This is a genomic window from Streptomyces sp. NPDC048623 (genome assembly GCF_040650755.1).
Lineage (GTDB): Bacteria > Actinomycetota > Actinomycetes > Streptomycetales > Streptomycetaceae > Streptomyces.
This window is the reverse complement of the sequence record NZ_JBEZHV010000011.1, coordinates 71,272-96,592: the sequence shown is the minus strand read 5'-3', so window position 1 is coordinate 96,592 and position 25,321 is coordinate 71,272. Positions and strand designations below refer to the sequence as shown.

Annotated in this window: 23 protein-coding genes; 10 read left to right on the top strand and 13 right to left on the bottom strand. The window is 73.3% G+C overall.

Annotated elements, in window-relative coordinates; genetic code table 11:
• Nucleotides 1–139 precede the first annotated feature (139 nt).
• The gene (locus AB0C73_RS18085) at nucleotides 140–784 is read right to left on the bottom strand and encodes a hypothetical protein (protein ID WP_362530703.1); all 645 of its coding nucleotides are present in this window, start codon (nucleotides 782–784) and stop codon (nucleotides 140–142) included.
• 122 nt (nucleotides 785–906) lie between these two features.
• Between AB0C73_RS18085 and AB0C73_RS18080 the strand changes: the two genes are divergently transcribed.
• Nucleotides 907–1,794, top strand: coding sequence for a hypothetical protein (locus AB0C73_RS18080; protein ID WP_362530701.1), 888 nt, complete (start codon nucleotides 907–909; stop codon nucleotides 1,792–1,794).
• Between the two features lie 18 nt (nucleotides 1,795–1,812).
• Here the strand turns inward: AB0C73_RS18080 and AB0C73_RS18075 are convergent, their stop codons facing one another.
• Entirely contained in the window at nucleotides 1,813–2,262 is a 450-nt protein-coding gene (locus AB0C73_RS18075) for a MarR family transcriptional regulator (protein ID WP_362530699.1), read from the bottom strand.
• Between the two features lie 124 nt (nucleotides 2,263–2,386).
• Between AB0C73_RS18075 and AB0C73_RS18070 the strand changes: the two genes are divergently transcribed.
• The 3 genes from AB0C73_RS18070 (at nucleotide 2,387) to AB0C73_RS18060 (ending at nucleotide 4,836) form a co-directional block, all read left to right on the top strand.
• Nucleotides 2,387–3,406, top strand: a complete 1,020-nt coding sequence (locus AB0C73_RS18070; protein ID WP_362530696.1) for an NADP-dependent oxidoreductase — start codon at nucleotides 2,387–2,389, stop codon at nucleotides 3,404–3,406.
• A 64-nt stretch (nucleotides 3,407–3,470) separates the two neighbouring features.
• A complete protein-coding gene (locus AB0C73_RS18065; RefSeq protein WP_362530693.1) occupies nucleotides 3,471–3,893 on the top strand; it encodes an organic hydroperoxide resistance protein in 423 nt (140 codons plus the stop codon).
• 109 nt (nucleotides 3,894–4,002) lie between these two features.
• Nucleotides 4,003–4,836, top strand: a complete 834-nt coding sequence (locus tag AB0C73_RS18060) for an EI24 domain-containing protein (protein ID WP_362530690.1) — start codon at nucleotides 4,003–4,005, stop codon at nucleotides 4,834–4,836.
• A gap of 42 nt (nucleotides 4,837–4,878) precedes the next feature.
• Here the strand turns inward: AB0C73_RS18060 and AB0C73_RS18055 are convergent, their stop codons facing one another.
• Nucleotides 4,879–5,838, bottom strand: a complete 960-nt coding sequence (locus AB0C73_RS18055; protein WP_362530687.1) for a LysR family transcriptional regulator — start codon at nucleotides 5,836–5,838, stop codon at nucleotides 4,879–4,881.
• Between the two features lie 144 nt (nucleotides 5,839–5,982).
• On the opposite strand from AB0C73_RS18055, the gene AB0C73_RS18050 reads away from it, so the two are divergent.
• Nucleotides 5,983–8,196: a M4 family metallopeptidase gene (locus AB0C73_RS18050; RefSeq protein WP_362530684.1), complete on the top strand. Its 2,214-nt coding sequence runs from the start codon at nucleotides 5,983–5,985 to the stop codon at nucleotides 8,194–8,196.
• Between the two features lie 133 nt (nucleotides 8,197–8,329).
• Here AB0C73_RS18050 and AB0C73_RS18045 read toward each other — a convergent pair whose 3' ends face one another.
• Together AB0C73_RS18045 and AB0C73_RS18040 are read right to left on the bottom strand one after the other, a co-directional pair.
• The gene (locus tag AB0C73_RS18045; protein WP_362530681.1) at nucleotides 8,330–9,043 is read right to left on the bottom strand and encodes a carbon-nitrogen hydrolase family protein; all 714 of its coding nucleotides are present in this window, start codon (nucleotides 9,041–9,043) and stop codon (nucleotides 8,330–8,332) included.
• A gap of 32 nt (nucleotides 9,044–9,075) precedes the next feature.
• Complete coding sequence (locus tag AB0C73_RS18040) at nucleotides 9,076–10,002, bottom strand: LysR family transcriptional regulator (protein ID WP_362530679.1); 927 nt, start codon at nucleotides 10,000–10,002, stop codon at nucleotides 9,076–9,078.
• A gap of 59 nt (nucleotides 10,003–10,061) precedes the next feature.
• Between AB0C73_RS18040 and AB0C73_RS18035 the strand changes: the two genes are divergently transcribed.
• Nucleotides 10,062–10,904 (top strand): NAD(P)-dependent oxidoreductase, encoded by an 843-nt coding sequence (locus AB0C73_RS18035; protein WP_362530676.1) that lies wholly within the window; start codon nucleotides 10,062–10,064, stop codon nucleotides 10,902–10,904.
• 282 nt (nucleotides 10,905–11,186) lie between these two features.
• Here AB0C73_RS18035 and AB0C73_RS18030 read toward each other — a convergent pair whose 3' ends face one another.
• Complete coding sequence (locus tag AB0C73_RS18030) at nucleotides 11,187–11,756, bottom strand: TetR/AcrR family transcriptional regulator (protein ID WP_362530673.1); 570 nt, start codon at nucleotides 11,754–11,756, stop codon at nucleotides 11,187–11,189.
• A gap of 139 nt (nucleotides 11,757–11,895) precedes the next feature.
• On the opposite strand from AB0C73_RS18030, the gene AB0C73_RS18025 reads away from it, so the two are divergent.
• Nucleotides 11,896–14,325, top strand: a complete 2,430-nt coding sequence (locus AB0C73_RS18025) for a glycoside hydrolase family 3 C-terminal domain-containing protein (protein ID WP_362530670.1) — start codon at nucleotides 11,896–11,898, stop codon at nucleotides 14,323–14,325.
• Nucleotides 14,326–14,379: 54 nt separating this feature from the next.
• Here the strand turns inward: AB0C73_RS18025 and AB0C73_RS18020 are convergent, their stop codons facing one another.
• Nucleotides 14,380–15,279, bottom strand: coding sequence for an SGNH/GDSL hydrolase family protein (locus tag AB0C73_RS18020; protein WP_362530667.1), 900 nt, complete (start codon nucleotides 15,277–15,279; stop codon nucleotides 14,380–14,382).
• Between the two features lie 260 nt (nucleotides 15,280–15,539).
• Here AB0C73_RS18020 and AB0C73_RS18015 point away from each other — a divergent pair, with 260 nt between their 5' ends.
• Together AB0C73_RS18015 and AB0C73_RS18010 are read left to right on the top strand one after the other, a co-directional pair.
• Complete coding sequence (locus AB0C73_RS18015) at nucleotides 15,540–16,034, top strand: DUF3145 domain-containing protein (protein ID WP_362530665.1); 495 nt, start codon at nucleotides 15,540–15,542, stop codon at nucleotides 16,032–16,034.
• A 52-nt stretch (nucleotides 16,035–16,086) separates the two neighbouring features.
• Nucleotides 16,087–17,610: a PQQ-binding-like beta-propeller repeat protein gene (locus AB0C73_RS18010; RefSeq protein ID WP_362530662.1), complete on the top strand. Its 1,524-nt coding sequence runs from the start codon at nucleotides 16,087–16,089 to the stop codon at nucleotides 17,608–17,610.
• Nucleotides 17,611–17,791: 181 nt separating this feature from the next.
• On the opposite strand, the gene fabF is transcribed toward AB0C73_RS18010, so the two are convergent.
• The 5 genes from fabF to fasR all read right to left on the bottom strand — a co-directional run bounded on the left by fabF (nucleotide 17,792) and on the right by fasR (nucleotide 22,736).
• A complete protein-coding gene (gene fabF / locus AB0C73_RS18005) occupies nucleotides 17,792–19,060 on the bottom strand; it encodes a beta-ketoacyl-ACP synthase II (RefSeq protein WP_362530659.1) in 1,269 nt (422 codons plus the stop codon).
• 109 nt (nucleotides 19,061–19,169) lie between these two features.
• Nucleotides 19,170–19,418: an acyl carrier protein gene (locus AB0C73_RS18000; protein ID WP_362530658.1), complete on the bottom strand. Its 249-nt coding sequence runs from the start codon at nucleotides 19,416–19,418 to the stop codon at nucleotides 19,170–19,172.
• A 58-nt stretch (nucleotides 19,419–19,476) separates the two neighbouring features.
• Nucleotides 19,477–20,508, bottom strand: coding sequence for a ketoacyl-ACP synthase III (locus AB0C73_RS17995; RefSeq protein WP_362530657.1), 1,032 nt, complete (start codon nucleotides 20,506–20,508; stop codon nucleotides 19,477–19,479).
• A gap of 18 nt (nucleotides 20,509–20,526) precedes the next feature.
• On the bottom strand, nucleotides 20,527–21,465 hold the full coding sequence (locus tag AB0C73_RS17990) for an ACP S-malonyltransferase (RefSeq protein WP_362530654.1): 939 nt from the start codon (nucleotides 21,463–21,465) through the stop codon (nucleotides 20,527–20,529).
• A gap of 89 nt (nucleotides 21,466–21,554) precedes the next feature.
• A complete protein-coding gene (fasR, locus tag AB0C73_RS17985; RefSeq protein WP_362530651.1) occupies nucleotides 21,555–22,736 on the bottom strand; it encodes a fatty acid biosynthesis transcriptional regulator FasR in 1,182 nt (393 codons plus the stop codon).
• A 448-nt stretch (nucleotides 22,737–23,184) separates the two neighbouring features.
• On the opposite strand from fasR, the gene AB0C73_RS17980 reads away from it, so the two are divergent.
• The gene (locus tag AB0C73_RS17980) at nucleotides 23,185–23,856 is read left to right on the top strand and encodes a pirin family protein (protein WP_362530649.1); all 672 of its coding nucleotides are present in this window, start codon (nucleotides 23,185–23,187) and stop codon (nucleotides 23,854–23,856) included.
• A 51-nt stretch (nucleotides 23,857–23,907) separates the two neighbouring features.
• Here the strand turns inward: AB0C73_RS17980 and AB0C73_RS17975 are convergent, their stop codons facing one another.
• Nucleotides 23,908–25,089 (bottom strand): Ig-like domain-containing protein, encoded by a 1,182-nt coding sequence (locus AB0C73_RS17975; protein ID WP_362530646.1) that lies wholly within the window; start codon nucleotides 25,087–25,089, stop codon nucleotides 23,908–23,910.
• Between the last annotated feature and the right edge of the window lie 232 nt (nucleotides 25,090–25,321).

Here is a 25,321-nt window from a genome sequence, read left to right as displayed (position 1 = left end):
GGCGAGGCGGACCCGCGGGAGAGCGCGGTCCTGTTGGCATCGTGCTGCCGCCCCGTGCGGGGCGCGCGCTGAGCTGAGCCGCCCGGGGGTGACGACACGCCGGGAATCGCTGACGGAACGTCAGGTCATGGTCATGGCTTCACGCCGGGCGATCGGGCCGGGCGGGGCGGCCGGGTGGTCGCGTGCGCGCCTCGTACGACGGCAGCGGCGGGACCCGGCGCTGGAGCAGACCCCACGCGAACTCCGCCGCGCACCGCGTCCCGTCGGGCAGCGTGAAGTCGAGGCGCGCGAGCGTCGGCGCGACCCCCTCACGCGGTTCGACCTCCTGGAACGCCCGCCAGACCTCGTCGATCGTGCACCCCCACGGGCGCAGGTCCTCCGCCGTCCGCAGCGGCGGTACGGGCGCTCCCGGGGCCCTGGTCAGGGTGCGGGACCAGACGGTGCGGCCCGGTCCGACGAGGACCGTGAAGCGGAGGTCGGGCCACAGGGGGACCGGCCACAGCCAGGCCTCCGCGTCACCGCGCAGCGCGTCGCCCCGCACCGGGTGCCGGGCCTCCGGCTCGCCGAGCGCCCGGCGGTAGCGGTCGAACTCGCCGGGCCCCCGCCGGGCGTGCGCCCCCGCCTGCCACCGTCTGTTCGCCTCGCGCATCTCGGTGTGCGTGGCTCCGAGTTCGCGCAGCGCGTCGTCGACCAGAGCCGGCTGGTGGTCGGCCATCCGACGGAGCAGGACGAACTGGAGATCGCGCGGCCCGAAGGGGGCGGAAATGGGGGCGCCAGGGGTCATGCGCCCATCCTGCCCGAAGGGGGAGAATCACGGCGGCACGCCCCCGACCTGCGGTTTCCTCACAGGATCCTCACGTCGGCGCCTACCTGCCGGGTCCTCATGACGCATAGCCTGCGGGCGCCATGGACTACTGCCACCAGTGCCGACGGCATCTCAACGGCGCCCTGGCCTGTGCGGGCTGCGGGACCCCCGCCGAGGAGCTGCGGTACTTCGCTCCCCCCACACCCCCCACATCCCCCACGTCCTTCCTGCCGCTCGCGGAACCGGTCGCCTCCACCCCGCCGCCGTCCGTCGAACCGGAGTTCAGCTACGAACTGGACCCGGTCGAGCCGCCCCGCCCGGCCGAGGGGCGCGCCGCCGCGCGCCGCCGCGCCAAGGACGGCGGCGGAAGGAGCGGCGGCAGGTCGGGCGGTAGATCCGCCGGGCGTGACGGCGGGCGGAACGCCGGGCGCCGGGCGCGGTCGCGGCGCGGCCGCACGATCCTGCTCGGCACGCTCGGCTTCGCGCTCGCGGCCGGTTCGCTGACGATGACCAAGCTGGCCCTGGAACAGCCGGGCGACGGCGGTGCGGCCACCGCGGTCCAGGAGGAGGACGCTCCCGAGGAGTCCCTCGACCCCGAGCAGCCGACGCCCTCGGAGAGCGCCGGGATACCCGACGGGCCCGGCCCGGTCGAGTCCGGCTCGGCCCGCCCCTCCACCACCCCTCGTCCGGCCCGTGGCTCCGCCCGCGCGGGCGGCGGCAGCGGGCACGGCAGCGACACGGGTACGGGGACGGGCACGGGTTCCGGTACGGGCACGGGCTCCGGTGCCGGTACGGGCGACGGGTCCACGCCCTCGCCGGGGGCCACGCCCGCCGGCCCGGGGAAACCTTCCGCCACGCCCAGCGGCAGCGGCAGTGCCTCGCCCTCCGCGAGCGGCACGGCCCCGGGACCCTCGTCGGGCGCGCCGGCTCCGACGGCCTCCCCGAGCCCGGAACCGACGTGCACGCCCTTCCTGTGGTGGTGCGTGTAGACCCGGCCCAGGCAGGCCCTACGCCGTCGGCGCCTCGCCCAGCATCCGCTTCAGCAGGTCGCGCAGCAGCGTGCGCTCGACCTCCGTGAGCTCGCCCAGCGGCTCGCGGGCGAAGCGGAGGGAGTCACGGAGATCGCGGGCGGTCTCGCGGCCCTCGTCGGTCGGGGCGGCGACCTTGACGCGGCGGTCGGCGGGGTCGGGGCGGCGTTCGACCAGACCGCGGGACTCCAGGCGGTCGATGATGCCGGTGACGTTCGAGGGCTCGCACTTGAGCTGCTCGGCGATCTTCCGCATCGGCGTGGGCTCCAGGGCGAGCAGCCCCAGGACCCGGGCCTGGGCGCCGGTGAGGGCGTGGGCGGCGGCGGCCTCCTCGTACTCCTCGTGGTAGCGGGCCACGACCGTGCCGATGAGTTCCACGACCTCGCGGGTCAGGGGGTCCGTGCGTGGTGTGCGGGGAGGAGTGGGCATGGGAACCATCGTACTCCGATGCTTGACAACATGAAATATCCAGGCGCATGGTTGTTTCAGGTAGTGAAACTTTCCCAAGGGCTCCTTCCGGGGTCCGGGAGATCCTTATCCGGAGGCCCAGCCGATGTCCGTACTTCCCGCGTCCAGCCGTGAGTGGCACCTCGTCGCCCGTCCGCACGGCTGGCCCGTGCCCGCGGACTTCGCGCTCCGCGAGACCCCGGTCGCCGAGCCCGCCGAGGGCCGCATTCTCGTGCGCAACCTGCACTTCTCGGTCGATCCGTACATGCGCGGACGCATGAACGACGTGAAGTCGTACGTCCCGCCGTTCACGCTGGACCGCCCGATGGACGGCGGCGCGGTCGGCGAGGTCATCGCGTCCAACGCCGAGGGCTTCGCCGTCGGCGACCACGTGCTGCACGGCCTCGGCTGGCGCGAGTACGCGGACGTGCCCGCCCAGCACGCCACCAAGGTCGACCCGGAGCTCGCCCCGCTCTCCGCCTACCTCGGCGTCCTCGGCATGACCGGCCTCACCGCCTACGCGGGCCTCTTCGAGGTCGCCTCCTTCAAGGAGGGCGACGCCGTCTTCGTGTCCGGCGCGGCCGGCGCCGTCGGCAGCCAGGTCGGCCAGATGGCCCGCCTCAAGGGCGCCTCCCGGGTCATCGGCTCGGCCGGCTCCGACGAGAAGGTGAAGTGGCTGGTCGAGGAGCTCGGCTTCGACGCCGCCTTCAACTACAAGAACGGCCCGGTCAAGGACCAGCTGCGCGAGGCCGCCCCGGACGGCATCGACGTCTACTTCGACAACGTGGGCGGCGAGCACCTGGAGGCCGCGATCTCCACGCTCAACGTGCACGGCCGCGCCACCATCTGCGGCATGATCGCGCAGTACAACGACACCGAGCCGGTGGCGGGACCGCGCAACATGGCCATGATCATCGGCAAGCGGCTGCGTCTCCAGGGTGTCCTGGTCGGCGACCACTACGGGATGCAGCAGCAGTTCGTCCAGGAGGTCGGCGGCTGGCTGCGCTCCGGCGAGCTGAAGTACGGCGAGACCTTCGTCGAGGGCATCGAGAACGGCGTGGACGCCTTCCTCGGCATGCTCCGCGGCGACAACACCGGAAAGATGATCGTCTCGGCGACCCGTTAGTCTTCCCCCAGCCGTCGCGATCGTGGGCGCGAGTCGCGGCGAACCGCAGAAGGAAGACAGCAGCATGTCGATTCAGCACTCCGACGTCCTGTACACCGCCGTCGCCACCGCCGAGAACGGGCGCGACGGCCGGGTGGCCACCGACGACGGCAGGCTCGACGTCGTCGTGAACCCGCCCAAGGCCATGGGCGGCTCCGGCGAGGGCACCAACCCGGAGCAGCTCTTCGCCGCCGGCTACAGCGCCTGCTTCCAGGGCGCCCTCGGCGTCGTCGCCCGCAACGAGAACGCGGACATCGCCGGCTCGACGGTCACCGCCGAGGTCGGCATCGGCAGGAACGACGAGGGCTTCGGCATCATCGTCAGGATCTCCGCGCGCATCCCGAACGTGGACGCCGAGACCGCCAAGGGCCTCATCGAGAAGGCCCACCAGGTCTGCCCGTACTCCAAGGCGACCCGCGGCAACATCACGGTCGAGCTCGCCGTCTGAGTTCGACGCCCGCTCCTCGGGGCCGCAGACTGAAGAGGGGCCGCACCCTGACCGACCAGGGTGCGGCCCTTCTTCGTACCCCGCGCGTCTCGCCGTTAGGGTGATCGCCATGCGTGATTTCGGGGTGGGTTTCGGTTATCTGCTGCGCGGCCAGAAGTGGGTCGCCGGCCACGGACGCTGGTTCGGCTTCGGGCTGCTGCCCGGTCTCGTCACCCTCGTCCTGTACGTGGGGGCACTGATCGGCCTCGGCTACGGCGCGGACGACCTGACGGCCTGGGCGACCCCGTTCGCCGACGACTGGGGCACGCCCTGGCAGGGCCTGCTCCGCGGCGCGCTCACCTTCCTGGTCTTCGCGCTCGGCCTGTTCCTCGCCGTGATCACCTTCACCGCCGTCACCCTTCTGGTCGGCCAGCCCTTCTACGAGTCCCTCTCCGAGGCGGTCGACCGCACCGAGGGCGGCGAGGTGCCCGAGTCCGGGCTTCCCCTCTGGCGCGAGCTGTGGATCTCCGCCCGCGACAGCCTGCGGGTCCTGGCGCGGGTCGCGTTCTACGGCATCCTGCTCTTCGCCGCCGGCTTCATCCCGGTCGCCGGCCAGACCGTCGTCCCCGCCGTCGGCTTCTGCGTCTCCGGCTTCTTCCTCACCGAGGAGCTCACCGCCGTCGCCCTCCAGCGCCGTGGCGTCGAGTTCAAGGAGCGGCTCGGCATGCTGCGCGGCCGCCGGGCCGTCGCCCTCGGCTTCGGCGTACCGCTCACCCTCGCCTTCCTGATCCCCTTCGTCGCCGTGCTCCTGATGCCGGGCGCCGTCGCCGGCGCCACCCTGATGGCCCGCGAGCTCGACGGCGAGACCCCGGCGGAGGACGGGGAGGGGGACGAGGGAGAGGACCAGGCCGGCGGCGCGCCCGCCCCGTACGAGACGAACGGCGCCGCCGGCCGACTCGGCTGACCTCCGGGTGCCGCCCCCGCGCGGGGCACGGTCCGGCGCCGCTCAGTCGAGCACCGGGTGCAGCTCCGGGCGGGCCTCCCACCACACGCGGTGGAAGGCGTTGTGCGGCACGTTGTCCAGATACGCCAGGCCCGCCGCCCGGTACAGCCGCGCCGCGCGCCGCTCGGAGACCGCGGCCCGGTTCCAGGCGAGGCGGATACGGCCGGTGATCGGGTCGCCGTCCAGCGGCCGCAGCACGGTGCCCTCGGCGGGCGGCGCCGTCGGCTGGCTCAGCGAGAGCGCCCGGCCCGCCGCGATCAGGTCGTAGTGCATCTTGCGGTCGGCGATCCGGTACCGCAGCGTCGGCGTGAACCCGGCCCGCCGACAGGCCGCGACCAGCGCCTCCGGGCCGCCGTCGTCGTCCTCGACCAGCGTCATCCAGGTCTCGCCCGCCAGGTCCGCGAGCGCGATCCGGTCCTGCCCGGCCAGCGGGTGCGCCGCCGAGAGGCGCACGCAGAACGGCTCCTTCGGGATGAGGGTGCGGGCCGCCACCCCGTCGGGCAGCGGCACCTCGTGCTCGGCCACCTCCCCGTACACGATCGCGTCGTACTGCCCGGCGCCCAGCATCCGGCTGAGCGTGGTCACCGAGTGCTCGATGCTGACCGCGATCTCCGGGCCCGCCAGCTCCTGTTCCAGCCGCCCGATCAGCCGGTCCACCAGCACGAGCAGGATGCAGCCGAGACGCAGCGTCGGATGCGGTGCGGCCGCCCGCGCGCCGGCCGCGAGCGCGTCCATCTCGCCGAGCACCCGGCGCGCCTTGGACAGCACGAACTCGCCGAGCGGCGTCGGGTCCACGCCGTGCCGGCCGCGTACGAACAGCTCGCCGCCCGCGGCCCGTTCGATCCGCCGCAGCTGGGCGGAGAGGGCCGGCTGGGACACCCCGAGCCGGGCCGCGGCGCGCCCCAGGCTGCCCGCTTCCGCAATCCGGCAGACGGCTTCGAGATGCCTCAACTCCAGCTGCATTTCACCAGGTTAGACATCGGTCCGGGGTGGACGCCGAGGTTCGGCATAACGCGGGTCTTATGGCGGGTGAGAGGTCCCTTCCTTGCCATGTCCACACCCATACTCGGCGCGTCCCACCGTCTCCCCCACCCGAACGGAGCAGACGTGCACCCCACCAGACTCTCGGCGGCCGTCGCGGCGCTCGCCCTGACGGCGAGCCTCGCGGGCACCCTCGCGGGCACCGCCAGTGCCGCGACGAACCCGCAGGCGCAGGCCGTGCCCGCGCCCGTGCCCGTGCCACCCGGGCAGGGCAAGTCCCTCGCCCTCGCCGCCGCCGACAAGGCCGCCGACAGCGGACTCGACGGACTGCGCCACGGCGCCGACGAGGAACTCGTCCGCACCGCCGTCACCCCGTGGGCCGGCGGCCTCTACTACGCCGCCTACCAGCGCACCTACAAGGGACTCCCGGTCGCGGGCGGCGGCGACGCCGTCGTCCTGTCCGACAGCGCCGGCAGGGTCCGCCACGTCACCGCCGCGCCCGCCCCCGCCCTCAAGCTGTCGACCAGGGCCACCGTCGGCTCCGCCGCCGCGCTCGCCACCGCCCGCGCCCAGCTGGCCGGCGTCGAGAGCGCGAGCGCCCCCGAACTCACCGTGCTGATCAAGGGGAGCAAGCCGGTCCTCACCTGGCACACCCTCGTCGTCGGCCGCACCGCCGCGGGCCTGCCCAGCTCCCTCGACACCTACGTCGACGCCCGCACCGGCAAGGTCACGCAGGCCACCGACAAGATCCTGCACGCCGACGGCCGCGGGTACCACAACGGCAACGTCACCATCGACACCGCCACCACCTCGATGACCGACGGCACCCGCTCCCCGTTCCGCTGCGGCGGCCAGAACGGCAGCGCCTACACCGGCTCCTCGCCCTGGGGCAGCGGCAGCGCCAACGACCTGGTGACCGCCTGCGTCGACATCATGTACGCGGCCCAGCGCGAGAACGACATGCTCAAGCAGTGGTTCGGCTACAACGGCCAGAACGGGCAGGGCGGCATGGTCCCGGCCCGCGCCGGACTCGGCGAGGTCAACGCCTACTACGACGGCACCAAGACCACCTTCGGGCACAACCAGAACGGCACGATGCAGCTCACCGGCATCGACGTGGTCGCCCACGAGTACGGGCACGAGATCTTCGACAAGACCCCGGGCAGCGCCGGCTCGTCCAACGAGAACGGCGGCATGAACGAGTCGACGGGCGACATCTTCGGCGCGCTCACCGAGCACTTCGCCAACAACCCCAACGACACCCCCGACTACACCGTCGGCGAGAAGCTGAACTTCCTCGGCGACAACAAGCCGATCCGCTACATGTACAACCCGTCCCTCGCCGGCGACCCCAACTGCTACCCGCAGCTGAACTCCGGCACCGAGGTGCACGCCGCGGCCGGCCCGCAGAACCACTGGTTCTACCTGCTCGCCGAGGGCTCCAACCCCGGCGGCGGCAAGCCCGCCAGCCCCATCTGCTCCGGCGGCCCGTCCTCCGTGACCGGCATCGGCGTGCAGAAGGCCGGCAAGATCTTCATGGGCGCGCTGCTGATGAAGACCTCGTCCTGGAACCACCTCGCCGCCCGCCGGGCGACCCTGGCCAGCGCCAAGAACAGCTACGGCAGTGCCGAGTGCAACGCGGTGAAGACGGCCTGGAACGCGATCGGCGTCCCCGCCCAGTCCGGTGAGACCGACTGCGGCGGCACCACCAGCCCCGACTTCTCCCTCGCCCTGAACCCGGCCACCGGCTCGGTCCAGCCGGGCGCCTCGGTCACCTCCACCGTCAACACCACGACCACCGGCGGCAGCGCCCAGACCGTGCAGCTCTCCGCGAGCGGCGCGCCGAGCGGGATCACCGTCTCCTTCAGCCCGTCCTCGGTGACCTCCGGCGGCTCCTCGACCATGACCGTCCAGGTCGCGGCCGGCACCGCCGACGGCACGTACCCGATCACCGTCACCGGTACGGGCTCCGCCACCCACACCGTCACCTACCAGCTGGCCGTCGGCGCCGGCACCCCGCCGCCCACCGGCTGCGACAACACCGAGTACACGTACCAGGGTTCGCTCGCCTCCGGGCAGGCCGAGGCCCAGCCGGACGGCTCGTACTACTACTCCGCGACCTCCGGCACCCACGTGGGCTGTCTGCGCGGCCCGGCCGGCACCGACTTCGACCTCTACCTGCAGAAGTGGAACGGGGCGAGCTGGACCGACGTGGCCGTCGGCGGCACCGCGGGTGCCGACGAGGACACCACCTACTACGGCACCGCGGGCTACTACCGCTATGTGGTGCACGCCTACAGCGGCTCCGGCGCGTACACGCTGGGCCTGAGCGCCCCGTAAGGGGCATGGGCCAGGACTGTCACGGGCAGGGGGTTCCGTGACGGTCCTGCCCGGAGGGCCGGACCGCCGTATGTCCCACGGCGGTCCGGCCCTCCTCCTTCTTGTACGGGTACGGGTACGTGCGGGTGCCGGCTCAGCCGACCTCGGCGAGCACGAAGCCCGGCTTGTCCTGGCCCGCGTCCGCGAGCCGTTCACCGTCCGGACCCCACGCACCGGCCATGCCGCCGCCCTCCCCGTTCTCGCTGAGCCCGAGGACATTGCCGAGGACGACATGCAGCCCGAAGTCGCGGGCCCGCACCGGATACACCGTGGTGAACGAGTCGCTGGCGGCGCCGAGCACCGAACTCGCGAGATACACCGCGCAGTTGTCGGCGGCGGCCCGTTCGGCGAGCTCCGGGAAGCGGTTGTCGTAACAGGTGGCGAGCGCGAACCGGACCCCGTCGAGCGCGAACCGCCCGTCCACGGTGCCCGGTTCGAAGACCTCGGCCTCCACCCCGTACAGATGCTGCTTGTCGTAACGGGTGAGCAGGCCGCCGTCCGGGCCGATCACGAGGGTGGCGAGCCCCGGGCGCGAACCGGGCGTCCGCACCGGCCCGTTGACCACGGCGGCGGCCGACACCTCGCGGCACGCCTCCCGTACGGGTTCCAGGCGCGGGTCGTCCTCGGTGAGCACGAGCTCGGGGGCGTCCCGGATCAGGCTCGGCTCGTACCCGGTGACGGAGAGCTCGGCGAAGACCACGACCCGGGCCCCGGCGGCCCCGGCGGCGCGGATCAGGCCGGCCATGGACCGGACGTTGGCGGCGATGTCCCCGGCGACCGGGGCGAACTGCGTGGCGGCGACCATCATGGCCGCCATCATCCCGTGTCTTCCTGTAAGGATCAATAGTGGTCTGCGGGTGTTAGCTCCTGTGCGGTCTCCTGGAGCAGCGCCAGGAACGCCGTGGCCGCCACCGTCGGCACCTGCGGGGTCGCGGCGCAGATCCGGCGATACGGCACGTCGTCCGGGTGGATCGTCACCAGTGCGACATCGGGCCGTACGGACGTGGCCGCGAGCGCCGGTACGAGCGTGACGCCGAGCCCGGCCGCGACCGCGCCCAGCTTGCCCATCCAGTCGGTGGCCACAAGACCCGTACGGGGGCGGAAACCGGCGGCCACGGCCGGCCCGAACAGGGTGTCCTCCAGCCGCTCGTGGACACCGATCCACTCCTCGTCGGCGAGCGCCGCCAGGCGTACGTCCCGCCGCCCCGCGCACGGATGTCCGCGCTCCAGGGCCACCAGCATCGGCTCGTCCAGGAGGTGATGGAGTCTCACCCCGTCCGGAGCGGCTCCGTCGGCGGCCGGGCTGACCACCGCGAGATCCTCCTCGCCGGCCGCCACCAGGCCCAGGTGCTTCACCGACGGGCCCTCGACCCTGGTCACCGCGACGCCCGGGTGCCGGGTGCGGAACGCGGCCTGGGCGCGCGGTACGAGCGCCGCGCCCGCGCTGGCGAAGGCGCCGAGCCGCAGCAGCCCGCCGTCCAGGGTGCGCAGCGCCGCCAACTCGGCGTGCGCCAGGGCGAGTCGCTCCCGTACCGCCTCCGCGTGCGGCAGCAGCACCCGGCCCGCCTCGCTCAGCCGCACCCCGCGCGGCAGGCGCTCGAACAGGGCCGCGCCCGTCTCGTCCTCCAGGGCTTGGATCTGCCGGGACACGGCGGACTGGGTGTAGCCGAGGGTCCGGGCGGCGGCGGTGAAGGAGCCGGCGCGGGCGACGGCCAGGAACACCTCGTAGAGGGACTGGGCACCCTGTGTGCCATGCGGGTTGGGCATGGCAGCCATGCTAGACATTCGCTTGTCGCATGGACAGCCCCTCGCCTAGCGTCGAAGACATGCAGAACGACATGCAGAACGACACGCAGAACGACACGCAGAACGAGACCGCTCAGAAGATCGCCTTTCTCGGACTCGGCACCATGGGCCTCCCCATGGCCCGCCGCCTCCTCGACGCCGGCCACCCCCTCACCGTGTGGAACCGCACCCCCGGCAAGGCCGACCCCCTCGTCGCCGACGGCGCCGTGCGTGCCGCCGGCCCGGCCGAGGCCGTCGCCGACGCCGATGTCGTCGTCACGATGCTCGCCGACCCGGCCGCCGCGCGTGCCGTGGCCGACGCCATGCTCCCGGCGCTGCGCCCCGGCACCCACTGGATCGACACGTCGACCATCGGCCCCGACGCGGTGCGCGAGCTCACCGCCCGCCTCCCCGAGGGCGTCACCCTGATCGACGCGCCCGTCATGGGCAGCGTCGACCGGGCCGCCTCCGGCGAGCTCCTCATCTTCGCGGGCGGCGACACCGCGCCCGTCGCCGACGTCCTGGCCCGGCTCGGCACCGTCACCCCGTGCGGCGGGCCCGGCACCGGCGCCGCGCTCAAGCTCGTCCTCATCAACACCGTCATCGGCGGCGTCGCCCTCATCGGCGAGGCCCTCGCGCTCAGCGACGCCCTCGGCCTGCCCCGCGAACTCGCCCTGCGCACCCTCGGCGCGGGCCCCCTGGCCGGCGCCGTCGGCCGCGCCACCGCGACCGGCGTCCACTTCCCGGTGTCCCTCGCCGCCAAGGACGTGTCCCTCGCCACCGCTGCCACGGCCGCGAAGCTCCCGATCCTGGAAGCCGTTCACCAGACCCTCACCCGCGACCCGTCCCTCGCGGGTGAGGACCTGGCGGCCGTCGTGAAGTGACGGCCCCGGGGCATCCCGCCGGACCATGTGCGCGCCGGCGGAATCGCCCCGCGCTGCGCCGGAAAACCACATGTGGCCCTGCCCCGGCCCGAGTTAGGGTCGGGCGCAGCGGGGTCGCGCGCGGCCCCGCAGGGTGCGGGGCCGTGGCAGAGCGGTCGATTGCGGTCCAGGGTGGAGGAGGTTCCCGAAGCCCAGGGCGAGGGGCCCGTCGCCGGACCTGGCGGGAGGGTCGCACGGGTTCGAATCCCGTCGCCCCGCACCCGGACCGGAGACGCCCCTGGATCAGCGCTCCTCGGGTCGCAGAAGCCGTATGAAGTCACGGAACGCGGCCGGCATGTCCACCGCGTCCGGGTCGAGCAGCCACTGGAACTGCAGCCCGTCCATCACCGCCGTCAGCAGCGGCGCCGCCCGCTCCGGGGTGAGCCCGCCGGGCAGTTCGTCGCCGAACTCGGCGCGCAGCACCTCCGCCATGCTCTCCCGCACCTGCCCGTAGCGCTCGGTGAAGAAGGCCCGCGCCGGGTGGTCCTCGGTGACGCTCTCGCCGAGCAGCGCCGAGAAGGTCTGCACGATCCCCGGGCGCATCGCGTTGTACTCGACCAGCGACTCCAGGAGGTCGAGCCGCCAGCGCTCCCGGTCCCGGCCGCCGCTGGTGTCCCAGCGGTCGCGCTCCTCCAGGACCGCGACGAGCAGCGCCTCCTTGGTGGGGAAGTAGTGCAGCAGGCCCTGCTGGGTCAGCCCGACCCGCTCGGCGACCGCGCCCAGGGCCGCGCCCCGGTAACCGCGCTCGGCGATCACTTCGAGGGCGGCGCGGACGATCTCCGCCTTGCGCTCCTCGCTCCTGGCCCGTGCCATGGCCCCGTTTCCCTTCCGAAGGTCCCGTCGGGAGGACCGTACGCCATTCCGGAGATAACGAAATGCTCACGCAACCTACCGATCTACAGGTAGGTGAGTCACCATGGCCGCACAACGCCCACGACGAGGAGGTACGGCCGTGGCAGACACGAACGCGGTGCGCGAAGAGGCCGTCGAGGCGGCCCTGGCCAAGCTCGGCCTGGACGCCAAGGCCCGGCTGCTCGGCGGCCAGGACATGTGGTCGCTGCCCGCCCTGCCCGAGATCGGCCTGGCGTCGGTGGTCATGTCCGACGGGCCGATCGGCGTCCGCGGGGGCCGCTGGACCGCCGACGACCCGTCCGTCGCCCTGCCCTCCCCGACCGCCCTCGCCGCCGCCTGGGACCCGGCACTCGCTCGCCGGGCGGGCCGGCTGCTCGCCCAGGAGGCCCGCCGCAAGGGCGTCCACGTCCTCCTCGCCCCCACCGTCAACCTGCACCGCAGCCCGCTCGGCGGCCGCCACTTCGAGGCCTACAGCGAGGACCCGTATCTCACCGGCGCCATCGGCACCGGCTACGTCCAGGGCGTCCAGGACGGCGGCGTCGGCACCACCGTCAAGCACTTCGTGGGCAACGACGCCGAGACCGACCGCTTCACCGTCGACAACCGCATCGCCCCGCGCCCGCTGCGCGAGCTCTACCTCGCCCCCTTCGAGGCCATCGTCGCCAACGCCCACCCCTGGGGCATCATGACCGCCTACAACCAGGTCAACGGCGTGACGATGACCGAGCACCGGTACCTGGTGAACGAGGTGCTGCGCGGCGAGTGGGGCTTCGACGGGTACAACGTCTCCGACTGGATGGCCGCCCGCTCGACCACCGGCGCCATCACCGGCGGCCTCGACGCCGCCATGCCGGGCCCGCGCACCGTGTACGGGGAGGCGCTCGCCGCCGCCGTCCGGGCCGGCGAGGTCGCCGAGTCCGCCGTCGACACCGCCGTACGCAACGTCCTCCGGCTCGCCGCCCGCGTCGGTGCCCTCGAAGGCGCCCCGGCCGCCGTCACCGAGCTCCCCGAGGCGATCGACGGCGACGCGCTCGCCCGCGAGATCGCCCGCCGCGGCTTCGTCCTCGTCCGCAACGAGGGCCAGGCCCTCCCGCTGAAGCCCGGCACCGTCGCGCTCTCCGGCGCCGCCGCCCGCGACGCCCGCGTCCTCGGCGGCGGCTCCGCGCAGGTCTTCCCCGACCATGTCGTCCCGCCGCTCGACGGCCTCGCCGCCGCGCTCCCCGAGGGCAGCCTCACGTACGCGATCGGCGCCGACCCCAGCGACGAACTCGCCCCCGCCGACCAGGGGTTCACCCTCCGCGCCGTGTGCCGTGACGCCTCCGGCACGCTCATCGGCGAGGGCAGTCTGCCCAACGGCCAGGTCCAGTGGATCGGCGACGACCTCCCGGCCGGCGCCACCCACGACACCCTCGCCTCCGTCGAGGTCACCGGCACCTTCACCCCGCGCGAGAGCGGCGCGCACTCCTTCGGCACCCGCGGCCTCGGCGCGTACACCCTCACCGTCGCCGGCCGGACCCTCTTCGACGGCGTGCAGACCATGAGCCCGGAGACCGACCCCTTCGAGGCCTTCTTCGGCTCGCCCGTCGAGCGCGGCAAGGTCGTCCTCACGGCCGGTGAGACCGTCGAGGTCTCCCTCCGGCACACCCTGGACAAGGAGTTCGCGGCCCCGCTGCCTGCCGTGATGTTCTCCTTCGTCCACCTCGGTCCGCGCCGTGGCCCCGACGAACTGATCGCCGAAGCCGTCGCCGCCGCGCGCGCCGCCGACACCGCCGTCGTGGTCGTCGCCACCACCGAGCGCGTCGAGTCCGAGGGCTTCGACCGCAAGGACCTCGCCCTGCCGGGGCGCCAGGACGACCTCGTACGGGCCGTCGCCGCCGCCAACCCGAACACGGTCGTGGTCGTCAACGCCGGCTCCCCGGTGGAGCTGCCATGGCGCGAGGACGTCGCCGCGATCCTGCTGAGCTGGTTCCCGGGGCAGGAGGGCGGCGCCGCGCTCGCCGACGTCCTCACCGGCGCCGAGGAACCCGGCGGCCGGCTCCCCACCACCTGGCCCGTCACCCTCGCCGACGCCCCGGTCACCGAGGTCGCCCCGGCCGACGGCCGACTCGCGTACGAAGAGGGCGTGTTCATCGGCTACCGGGCGTGGGACAAGGCCGGCGCCGTCCCCGCGTACCCCTTCGGCCACGGCCTCGGCTACACCACCTGGGCGTACGAATCCCTCGACCTCGGCCCCGACTCGGCCACCGTCCGGCTCACCAACACCGGTACGCGCACCGGCCGCGAGGTCGTCCAGCTCTACCTCGCCCCGGTCGGCGACTCCGTGGAGCGCCCGGCGCGCTGGCTGGCCGGCTTCGCGAGTGTCGAGGCCGCCGCGGGCGAGACGGTCGAGGTCGGCATCGAACTCCCGCGCCGCGCCTTCGAGATCTGGGACGAGGGCAAGCACGCCTGGACCCTGGTGCGCGGTACGTACGAGGTCCACGCGGCCCACTCCCTCACGGACCCCCGCCTGACCGCACGCCTCGACGTCTGAGACGTATCCGTGACGACCGGTCCCGGGGCGGACCCTGACATCCGCCCCGGGGCCCTACGGCTTCGTGATCCGCCGGTACGCGATCTCCGCGAGCCGCGCCTGGCCGTCCTTGCTCGGGTGGAAGAAGTCCCACGGGCTGAGCTGCGGCCGGTCGAAGGCGAAGCCGAAGACCGCGCCGCCGTCGTCGCGGCAGCGCGGGTCCTTCGCGCACTCCTCGCGGAGCACCCGGTTGTACGCCACGACCCGGTCCCGTACGGCCGTCCGGCGCCGCTCGGCGGCCGGGCCCAGATCCGTCGCGTCCTTGAGCATCGCGCCGCAGACACCCAGCTGCCACACCTGGCGGCCCAGCGGGCTGACCCGGCCGGTCTCCCACAGACGCCGCAGGTCGGGCAGGCTCGACACGTACACCTGCGCCTTCGGCGCCCCGGCGCGCAGCCGGCCGAGGGCCGCCACGAAGGAGGCACGGAAGTCGTCGACCGGGGTCATGTCCTCGGCCCGGTCGCGGCACGCGTCGTTCGCGCCCATCATCACCGTGACCAGCTCGGGCCGTTCGGCCGCCGCCGCGGCCATCTGCTCCGGCAGCTCCGCCATCCGCGCGCCGCTGCGGGCCAGGTTCCAGCTCCGGCCGGCCACCCGCGCCGGGCCGAGCAGCCGCAGCGCCAGGCTGTTGACCTGGGCGTCCGTGCCCGTCGCCCAGGACACCTCGGGGCAGTCCGCCAGGACCGTACAGGCGTCGAAGGCGCGGGTGACGGAGTCGCCGACGGCGGCGACCGAACCGGGCGAGACGTCCCACACGGGCTTCGGCGGCCGCGGTTTCGGCGACGCCGCCCGCGTCCGTCCCGTCGGCGAGTCCGGCCCGCCGTCCGCGTTCGAACAGCCCGCGAGCACCGTCACGGCGCACAGCAGCGCCGTCCCCGCGGCGGCGGTACGGAATCGGTGTCGCCCGTGCGGCATCCCGCGGCCCCTCCTCGGCGTCCTGGCGAGTGAAAGCTTCGTGTCCACCCGCCCCCGACCGACCGTACGTCACCCCGACCCGGGCGCGGCACGGTAGCTTTTCCCCCGTCGAACCAGAGGCGCCCCTGCCGATCGGCTCCGGTAAATTACATCACGTCACATGCTGTCCCCTTTTTGGGGGTTTGCGAAGCCGCTTCTTCGTGATGTTGTTTACTGAGGCCGCTGGGAAAGGCGAACCTCGTCCCACACTGGAGGTCCCGGTGACGACACGTGGAGTCCTGTACGTTCACTCCGCACCGCGCGCGCTCTGCCCGCACGTCGAATGGGCGGTCGCGGGCGTCCTCGGTGCGCGGGTCCAGCTCGACTGGATCCGCCAGCCCGCGTCCCCGGGCACCTGGAGAGCCGAGTTCTCCTGGCAGGGCGAGACCGGCACCGCCTCCAAACTCGCCTCGGCCCTCCGCGGCTGGCAGTTGCTCCGCTTCGAGGTCACGGCCGAGCCCTCCGCCCACGCCGAGGGCGAGCGCTACAGCGCCACCCCCGACCTCGGCATCTTCCACGCCGTCACCGGCATCCACGGCGACATCCTGATCCCCGAGGACCGGCTGCGCGCCGCCCTGGCCCGCGCCGCGCAGGGCGAAACGGTCCTGGAGGCCGAGATCGCCAAGCTCCTCGGCAAGCCCTGGGACGACGAACTGGAGCCGTTCCGGTACGCGGGCGAGGGAGCGCCGGTGCGCTGGCTCCACCAGGTGGTCTAGGGCCTGGCCCAGGAGTCCGGAGAGGTCGTAGATTCCCCTCGGGGGGTGTGCGATGGAGGCACGGGGAACGACGGCGGCCGGAAAGGCCGCCGTTCTGCTGTCCGGTGACGGGTCCGGACCCGGCGGGGGCGCCTGGTGGTGGCTGTTCACCGCGGTGGGCGTGGTGGCGGCGTTCGTGGCCGGGTATGTGCTGGGCCGGCGGCGGCCCGCACCCGCGGAGCGGCCCGAGGGGCGAGCCGTGGGGCGGGCCGTGGGGCGGGCCTGGGGGCCGGTGGGCGCCGCGTCGCGGGTACGGCCCGCCGTCCTGAACAAGCACGACCGCAGGCCCGCCGCTCGGCGCCGCGGCGTGCCGGACGGGGCCGTCCTCCCGCTCGCCTTCCTCGGGCTCGCCGCCTTTCTGGCGGTCCTCTGGGCGGTCTGGCCCGATACGGAGGACTTCGCCCCGGAGCCGGACGGCCGGCCGACCGCCACCGCCGCGCCGTCCTCCTCCCAGGCGCCCGCCCGCACCTGGGAGGTGCCGCCCGTCCGGGTCGAGGAGGAGGAACCCGGCGCCTGGGCCGTGCGCGACACCGTCGTCCAGGTCCGGCTCGACGGGCTCACCGCCTACGGCGCGGGCGACGGCAAGACGCGCTGGAACGTCGCCGCGCCCGCCCGCGAGGCCGTCTGCCGGATGAGCCCGCGGGCCGGGCAGGACGTCGGCCTCATCGCGTACGGACGCCACGGCAAGCCCTGTGCGACCGTCGTCGCCGTCCACACCGGCACCGGCAAGGCGCTGTGGCAGCGGCCCGTCGGCGGCAAGGGCGTCTACGGCGTCGCGGTCGGCGGCCCCGTCGCCGTGATCGCCGAGGGCTCCGTGGTCCTCGGCCGCGACGCGGAGAGCGGCGCGGCCCGCTGGGAGTACCCGATGCGGGAGTCCTGCGCGGTCCTTGCGGTGGACGCCGACCCGGCCCGTACGCTCCTCGTCGAGCGATGCGACGACACGTCCGCGCGCCTCACCGCGCTCGACACCGCGACCGGCAAGGAGCGATGGACGCGGGCCCTGGACGTCGCGTCCGGACTGACCGCGTCCGTGGTGTCGGTGACGCCCCCGGTCGTCGCCGTCGACGAGGAGGACGAGCGCGGCACTCGGGCGATCCTCGCGTACGACGACGCCGGCCGGCCCACGGCGACGGTGCCGCTGGTGGGGCCCGCCGGCACGATCGACCCGTCCGGCTACCGTCCGGTGGTGGCGGGCGGACGGCTGTTCGTCACCGTGGAGGAGTCCTCGTCAGTGGCGATGGAGGTGCTCGCGTACGCCCTGGACGGCGGCCGGAAGCTGTGGTCGTACCGCGACGAGGACATGCTGGAGGCGCTCGCGGCCGAACCGGACGGCAGCGTCGGCGTCCTCAGGCACGGCGGGAACGTCGTCGTGCTCGACCCCGCCACCGGGAAGCGACTGCGCCAGGTCGGCCCGGACCAGCGGCCCGGGGAGCAGAAGGTCTCGATCTACCCCGACCTCTATGTGGCGGCGGGCGACCACGTGGTCGTCAACAAGATCTCGATGTCCGGCGAACCGGCCCTCTTCGGGATCCGCTGACGAGTCCCGCACATGCCGAAGGCCCCCGGGCGGAACGTGAACGTTCCGCCCGGGGGCCTTTCAAGCGAGAGGTGACGCCGGAGCACCCCTTCTTCGTGCGCCCCTCGCACCGCTGCGCGGGCTTCGGAGCGCTGTGCCGGACTCCGTCCGGCGGGCCGGCGTGGGTCCGGTCGGCGGCCGGTCACACGGAACGGAACGCCAGCACCACGTTGTGGCCGCCGAAGCCGAACGAATTGTTGATCGCGGCGATCGTGCCCTGCGGCAGCTCGCGCGGCTCGTTCAGGACGATGTCCGCCTCGACGTCCGGGTCCAGGTCGTCGACGTTGATCGTCGGCGGGGCCAGGCGGTTGTGGAGCGCGAGGACCGTGGCGACGGTCTCGATGCCGCCGGCGCCGCCCAGGAGGTGGCCGGTCATCGACTTGGTCGCGGAGATCGCGACGTGGTCCAGGTCGTCGCCCAGGACCTTGCGCAGCGCCTTGATCTCGGCGACGTCGCCCTGCGGCGTCGACGTGGCGTGCGCGTTGAGGTGCACGACCTCGGAGGGCTTGAGGTCCGTCGCGTCGAGCAGGTTCTGCATGGCGGCGGCGATGCCCCGGCCGGTCGGCTCGGGCTGCGCGATGTGGTGGCTGTCGGCCGACAGGCCCTGGCCCAGCGCCTCGCAGTAGATCTTCGCGCCGCGCGCCTTCGCGTGCTCCTCGGACTCGAGCACGATGACGCCCGCGCCCTCGCCCAGGATGAAGCCGTCGCGCGCCTTGTCGTACGGGCGGGAGGCCTTCTCGGGCTCGTCGTTGTTCTTGGACATCGCCATCATGTTGGCGAAGGCCGCGATGGGCAGCGGGTGGATCGCCGCCTCGGTGCCGCCGGCGACGACCACGTCGGCACGGCCGCTGCGGATCATCTCGATGGCGTAGCCGATGGCCTCGGCACCCGACGCGCACGCGGAGACCGGGGTGTGCACGCCCGCCTGGGCGTTCACCTCCAGACCGACGTTCGCGGAAGGGCCGTTGGGCATGAGCATCGGCACGGTGTGCGGGGAGACGCGGCGCACGCCGGACTCCTTCAGCACGTCGTACTGGTCGAGCAGGGTGGTCACACCGCCGATGCCGGAGGCGATGACCGTGCCGAGCCGCTCGGGGGTGATCTGGGCGTCCTCGCCCTCACCGGCCGGGCCGGTGTAGCCCGCGTCGGCCCACGCCTCGCGCGCCGCGATCAGCGCGAACTGCGCCGAGCGGTCCAGCTTGCGGGCCTGCGGGCGGGGGATCACCTCGGACGGGTCCACGGCGGCCAGTGCGGCGATCCGCACGGGCAGCTCCGCGAAACGCTCGCCCTCCAGGTGCCGGACGCCGGAGCGACCCGCGAGGAGACCCTCCCAGGTCGAAGCGGAGTCGCCACCCAGCGGAGTGGTTGCGCCGATACCGGTGACGACCACGGTGCGATTGGTCGAGCTCACAGGAATTCTTTCTCCATGTGTGTGATGGTCGAAAAACGGCGCCACCGCTGGGTGGCGGACCGGTTCAGCCGGACCGGTCCAGCCGGGACGGTGCCCGGCTGGGGCCGGATCAGGCCTGGTTCTTGAGGATGTACGCGGTCGCGTCGCCCACGGTCTTGAGGTTCTTGACGTCCTCGTCCGGGATCTTGACGTCGAAGCGCTCTTCGGCGGCCACGACGACCTCGACCATGGACAGCGAGTCGACGTCCAGGTCGTCGGTGAAGGACTTGTCCAACTGGACGTCCTCGGTCGGGATGCCGGCGATCTCGTTGACGATCTCGGCGAGACCCTCGACGATCTGCTCCTGGGTGGCGGCCATGGTGGCGCTCCTTCTGGTGTGTTCTGTGAGAAACGGGCTTCCGGATGATCCGGAGTGCCTAGGGGAGAGTAACGACCGTCGCGGCGAAGACGAGACCCGCCCCGAAGCCGATGATGAGCGCCGTATCGCCGCTCTTGGCCTTGCCGGTCGCCAGGAGCCGCTCCATCGCGAGCGGGATCGAGGCGGCCGAGGTGTTGCCGGTGGTCTCGATGTCACGGGCGACCGTGACGTGCTCCGGCAGCTTGAGCGTCTTCACCATCGAGTCGATGATCCGCATGTTGGCCTGGTGCGGGATGAAGACATCCAGGTCGTCCGCCGTGATGCCGGCGGCGTCCAGGGCCTGCTGGGCGACCTTCGCCATCTCGAAGACGGCCCAGCGGAACACCGCCTGGCCCTCCTGCGTGATGGCGGGGAACTTGACCTCGCCCTGCTGGTTGAGGGGCAGCTTCGACACGTCGCCGACCTGGAACTCGTTCCACGGCACGGTCTGCTTGATGGTCTCGGCCTTGTCGCCCTCGGAACCCCACACGGTGGGGCCGATCCGCGGCTCGTCGGACGGGCCGACGATCACGGCGCCGGCGCCGTCGCCGAACAGGAAGGCCGTCGCGCGGTCCTCCAGGTCCGTCAGGTCGCTGAGCCGCTCGACGCCGATGACGAGGACGTACTCGGCCGAACCCTCGACGATCATGCCCTTGGCGAGCGTGAGCCCGTAGCCGAAGCCCGCGCAGCCGGCGGAGATGTCGAACGCGGCGGGCTTGCCGGCGCCGACCTTGTCGGCGATCTCGGTGGCCACGGCCGGGGTCTGCTTGAAGTGCGACACCGTCGAGACGACGACCGCGCCGATCTGGCTGGGGTCGATCCCGGCGTCGGCGATCGCCTTGCCGGCGGCCTCCACCGACATCGCGGTGACGGTCTCCTCGGGGGACGCCCAGTGGCGGGTCGCGATGCCGGACCGCGAACGGATCCACTCGTCGGACGAGTCGATCTTCTCGAGGATCACCTCGTTGGGCACCACGCGGGTCGGGCGGTAGCCGCCGACGCCCATGATGCGCGCGTACGGGTGGCCCTTGCTGGGCTTGATCTTCGCCATGCTTGTCGACACTCCTTGTCAGGCCGTGGCCGTCTCGGCGACGAGCGTGCGGGCCGCGTCGAGGTCGTCGGGGGTCTTCAGCGCCACGGTGCGGACACCGGGCAGGGCGCGCTTCGCGATACCGGTGAGGGTGCCGCCGGGGCACACCTCGATCAGGGCGGTCGCGCCGAGGGTCTGGAAGGTCTCCATGCACAGGTCCCAGCGGACCGGGTTGGCGACCTGGCCGACCAGGCGGGCGATGACCTCGGCGCCGCCGGTGACGACCTGGCCGTCCTTGTTGGAGACGTACCGCACGGCCGGGTCGGCCGGGGACAGCTCCGCGGCGGCCTGCTCCAGCTTCGCGACCGCCGGGGCCATGTGGTGCGTGTGGAACGCGCCGGCGACCTGCAGCGGGACCACCCGGCGGACGCCCTCGGGCTTGTCCTCGGCCAGGGCGGCCAGCTGCTCCATGGTGCCGGCGGCCACGATCTGGCCGGCACCGTTCACGTTCGCGGGGGTCAGACCGAGCTTCTCGAGGTGGGGGACGATCACCTCGGGGTCGCCGCCGAGCATCGCGGACATGCCGGTCTCGGTGATCGCGGCGGCCTCGGCCATCGCGAGACCGCGGGTACGGACCAGGCGCAGCGCGGCGGTGTCGTCGAGGACACCGGCGAACGCGGCCGCGGTGAACTCGCCGACGCTGTGACCGGCGACCGCGCCGGGCGCGAGGCCGATGCCGTCACCGAGCGCGTCACCGAGGGCGGTGGCGGACAGCAGGCCCGCGGCGACCAGCAGGGGCTGGGCCACGGCGGTGTCGCGGATCTCGTCCGCGTCCGCCTTCGTGCCGTAGTGGGCGAGGTCGAGCCCGATGGCGTCGGACCACGCGGCGACGCGGTCGGCGGCACCGGGGAGTTCGAGCCAGGGAGTCAGGAAGCCGGGCGTCTGGGCGCCTTGGCCGGGAGCGACGAGTACGAGCACCCTCACACTCTCTCTTGGGGACGGTCCCCGACGCCCGTGGGGACAAGGACGAAGAACCGTCGGGGGAATTGTTGGTGTTCGACAAAAGTCTAGGACTGCGTCTCCGCGTCGGCCAAGCGCCCGAGGATCAGGGCGATCCGCAGGGTGAACGCCGAGCGCACATCGGAAGGTGACCAGCCGGTGACGTCGGTCACACGTCGGAGCCGGTAGCGCACGGTGTTCGGGTGCACGAACAACATCCGCGCCGCGCCCTCCAGACTGCTCGCCTGCTCCAGATAGACGCTGAGTGTTTCCAGGAGCGCCGAGCCCGCTTCCTCCAGCGGTCTGTAGATCTCCTCCACCAGCTGCTCGCGCGCCGAAGGGTCGGAGGCGATGGCGCGCTCCGGCAGGAGATCGTCCGCGAGTACGGGGCGCGGGGCGTCCTGCCAGGCCGTGCAGGCCTTCAGGCCGGCCGCCGCGGCCTGCGCGGACCGGGTCGCGGCGAGCAGATCGGGCACGACGGGCCCGGCGACGACGGGGCCCGCGGCATACGGCCCGATCAGCGCCTTCGCCACGGCGAGCGGGTTGTCGTTGCCGCCCGCGATGACGACGAGACGGTCGCCGAGGACGCCGGTGAGGACCTGGAGCTTGGCGTGCCGGGCGGCGCGGCGGATCGCCTCCACGGTCAGCTCGGAGTCGCCGTCGGGCGCGGTGCCGAGCACCACGCACACGTTCTCCGGCGAGTTCCAGCCGAGCGCGGCGGCCCGGGACACGGCGCCCTCGTCGGCCTCGCCGGAGAGCACCGCGTTCACGACGAGCGACTCCAGGCGCGCGTCCCAGGCACCCCGGGCCTCGGCGGCCTGCGCGTACACCTGGGCGGTGGCGAAGGCGATCTCGCGTGCGTAGACGAGCAGCGCCTCGCGCAGCACGCGCTCGTCGCCCGGCGCCGCGACCTCGTCGATCGCCGCTTCCATGACCTCGATGGTCGTCCGCACCATCTCGACGGTCTGCCGGAGCGTGATCGCCCGGGTCAGCTCGCGCGGCGCGGTCCCGAAGACGTCGGTCGAGATCGCCTGTGGCGTCTCCGGGTGCCGGAACCACTCGGTGAACGCGGCGATACCGGCCTGCGCGACCAGCCCGATCCACGACCGGTTCTCGGGCGGCATCGCCCGGTACCACGGCAGCGACTCGTCCATGCGGGCAATGGCGTTGGCGGCGAGCCGCCCGGAGGACTGTTCGAGGCGCTTCAGGGTCGCGGAATGCGGGTGAGCGGCGTTCACGGGTTCAGACACGGGGACAAGACTGCCTTATCGGGACGGCCACGTGTCGGGTCGGGGCGGGGGCGCGCGTGTGGGGCGCGCGGTTTTCGGGGCCCGGGGCCGCCCGGGGGCCGGCCGGGGAGCGCCCCGGGGCCCCTGCGGACCGCGCGGTTCCGGATCCGAACGGTCCCGCCGGGAAACGCCGCGTGCCGCGTACGGGAGGGCGAGGGAGAGTCCTCGGGCCGCGTGAAGGCCGGTCCGAGTCGACAGGGAGACGCCCGGCGATCGGCTCGAAGCCGAGCCCGAGCCGTGGCGGGAGCCCCCGGAGGGTCCCCTGCGGATCGCTCCGGGCGCCCGCGGGTCGCGTACGGGAGGGCGGGGGCGTGTCCTCGCCGCGCGAAGGTTGGTCTGGAGCCGGGGCGGGGCCGCGCCGTGCGGCCCGCGGCCGCGCGCAGGGGGCGGGCGCCGCTACCGTGATCCCGTGATACGTATCCAGCGCGCCGGCGAGCGGTACCCCGGGGGTGACGCGGAGGCCGGGATCGACACCCGCCACGCCTTCTCCTTCGGGCGCTTCTACGAACCCGACAACCTGCGCTTCGGCGCGCTGCTCGCGTGCAACGAGGAGCGGCTCGCGCCCGGTGCGGGCTTCGAGGAGCATCCGCACAGCCACACCGAGATCGTCACCTGGGTCGTCGAGGGCGAGCTGACCCACCGTGACTCGACCGGACACGCCACCGTGGTGCGCCCGGGCGACCTCCAGCGGCTCTCCTCGGCCTCCGGGGCCCGCCATGTGGAGCGCAACGACGGCCCGGACCCGCTGGTCTTCGTGCAGATGTGGCTGGCCCCGCTGGACCCGGGCGGCGACCCGTCGTACGAGATCGTCCGCGGCATCGCCGACGCCACGCCGTACGACCTCCCGGCCGCCGGCGCGCTCCTCCACGTCCGCCGCCTGGAGACGGGCGAGCGCACCGCCCTCCCGGACGCGGAGTCGCTGTACGTGCACGTGGTGCGCGGCACGGTCCGGCTGGCGGGGGAGGAACTGGCGCCCGGTGACGCGGCACGGGTGACGGGGGAGAAGGACCTGGCGCTCCTGGCGACGGGCGACGCGGAGGTCCTGGTGTGGGAGATGCGGGGCGCTTCCGGGGCCGTGTGACAGCGGGGGCCGACCCCCTCGGCCCGGTGGGGGCCTCCGCGCCGCCGGTCCTCACCGCACCGCGCTCTTCGCCTGCCACTGCTCCCAGCTCAGGTTCCAGTCCCCGTAGCCGTTCCCCTCCGCCACCACGCCCTTCGTGTCCGCGCCCTTGATCTCGAACGGGTCGCCGGGGCGCAGGGCCGCGAAGAGGGACGAGGCCTGTTCCGTGCTCATGCCGATGCAGCCCGAGCTCTTGTTGGCGCGCCCGAAGTACGCCGCGTTCCACGGGGCCGCGTGCGCGTACATCCCCGACCAGGTCAGCCGCATCGAGTACGCGACCTGCTTGTCGTACGCGTCGCCGAGGCCGACCGTCTCCGAGTTCATCCGGATCGTGCCCTCCTTCGCCATCAGCACGGCCGTGCCCCGCCAGGACCGCTTGTCGCCGCCGGGCGTGCCGCCGGAGACCGGGATGGTGGTGGCGGTCCTGCCGTCGCGGACCACGGTGAGCTTCTTGCGGTCGAGGTCGACCTTGACGACCCGGGACACCGGGTCGACGGTGAAACCGGTGCGGTAGTCCCGTACGAACCAGCCGCCCGCCCGCCCCGAGTCCGTCCCGTTGAGGGTGGCCTCCAGCGTGACCTTGGTGCCCGGCTTCCAGTACTCCTTCGGCCGCCAGTCGACCCGGTCCCGGCCCGAGTAGTCCGTCACCCAGCCCCAGGAGCCCTCGGTGGCGTTGGAGGTGGTGACCTTCAACTGGCGTTCCACGTCCGCCTTGTTGGCGACCGGCCGGTCGAAGACGATCGACAGCGGCTGGGCGACCCCGACGGTGGTGTCCTTGCCGGGCGCCAGGGTCAGCTTGTTGACCGTGTCCGCGGCCGGGGTCGAGAAGGTCGAGCGCGAGGTGGTCTCCTTGCCGCCCGTGCCGCGGGCGGTGACCTCGACGGTGTACGAGGTGCCGGGCGCGGCCTTGCGGTCGGAGGTCCAGGCCGAACCGTCCGAACCGGTACGGCCCGCGAGCTCGCCGCCCTTCGCGTCGACGACCTTGACCGCGGCGAGTGAGCCGCCGCTCGCCGTCACGGTGACCGGCTTCCCGGCGGCCGGCGGGACCACGGTCACCTTCGCGGGGGCCCCGTCCGGTGCGGCGGCGGACGCGGCGCCCTTGGGCGAGGCGTCGTCCGCCGTCGCCGCCGAGCAGGCGGTCAGGGTCACGGCCGAGAGCAGGAACAGGGATACACGTATGCGGGTGCGCAGCACGGGACGGACCTCCAGGAGGCTGCGGGAAAAGGTGGGATGCGTCGGACTGTAGGCCGCCCCGCGCACCCTCCGCCCCGCCCCCGGCCCATGTGACGGCGGCTGCCGAGAAACGGTCATCGTCCGGTCACATTCCTCGCGCGGACCGGTCAATACCGGCTGTGAGCCTGCTGTGCGCCCCACCACCGAACGGGGCGGAACAAGGAGGCTCCCCGTTGTGTCAGCGCTGCTCGTG